At 77.0% G+C, this 1,056-nt stretch carries 1 protein-coding gene; it reads left to right on the top strand.

What is annotated here, in order from left to right:
* Positions 1-587 (top strand): acyl carrier protein (locus tag EBN88_RS29985; protein ID WP_199742543.1); only part of this gene is annotated, 587 nt, incomplete at its 5' end.
* Positions 588-1,056: the final 469 nt, after the last annotated feature.

The raw sequence follows: 1,056 nt of genomic DNA, 5'->3' as shown, positions 1-1,056 counted from the left end.
CGCTGAGCGGGCTGGTCCGCGCGAGGCCGGCCGTCGCCACGGCGGCCGCCGCCGCTGCCGTCGCCCCGGCCGGCGGCGGCGTGCGGTACGAGCTGCTGGACGCGGCGGAACGGCGGCGCGCGCTCCTCGACCTGGTGGTGGACCATGTGGCCGCCGTCCTGGGGCACGCCTCGTCGGCGGAGATCGGCGTCGACCGGGCGTTCAAGGAGCTGGGCTTCGACTCGCTGACCGGCGTCGAACTGCGCAACCGGCTGGGCTCGGCGACCGGTCAACGCCTGCCGGCGACGGCGGTGTTCGACCATCCGACGCCGACGGACCTGGCGGCCTTCCTCGACACGCTGATCGCCCCCCACGGCGGGGGGCCGCTCGCCCCGCTGCTGGACGAACTCGACCGGACCGAGAGCGCGTTGGGCTCGCTGCGGCTGGAGGACGAGGAACGCGAGGCGCTGGCCGCGCGGCTCCAGGGGCTCCTCTCCCGCCTGCACCCGACCGCAGGCGCGGCCGGCGCCGAGCCGGCGGCGATCGGTGACGAGGCGACGGACGACGAGATCTTCGACTTCATCGACGGAGAACTCGGCCTGTCCTGACCCCTGGTCGGCCGGGGCCCCGTGGCCGAGGCCCCGGCCACGGGTCGCGAGCGGGCACGCGGCTCCGCCGGCTCGCGCCGGCCCAACGGCCATTGTCCTGGGGCCCCTTGAGGACATCCGGCCGGACGACCCCGCTTCGACGCCGCCCGCGCCCGACCGGCCGGCGGTCACCTCCGCCCGGCAACACCCGGCGAAGACACGAGCCGCCCCGGCCCGATGACCGACCACGGATCAACGCCGTCACCCACCCGGTGGCGGCGTTGCCGTTGAGCACACCGGAGCCCCTCCCCCACCGCGCTCAGCAACGGACCGGCCACCGCCACCCGATGACCGCCCACGCATCAACCCCGTCACCCACCCGGTGGCGGCGTTGCCGTTGAGCACACCGGACCGGCCGGCGCCCCTCGCGGCGCGTGACGTTCCGCCGCCCCCAACGCCCGCCGCGCGGCGGCCCGTTCCGCCGCACCCG

This window comes from Streptomyces triticirhizae, assembly GCF_003696235.1.
Classification (GTDB): domain Bacteria; phylum Actinomycetota; class Actinomycetes; order Streptomycetales; family Streptomycetaceae; genus Streptomyces; species Streptomyces triticirhizae.
Note: the sequence above shows the minus strand (reverse complement) of the source record. Positions and strands in the feature narration are given on the sequence as shown.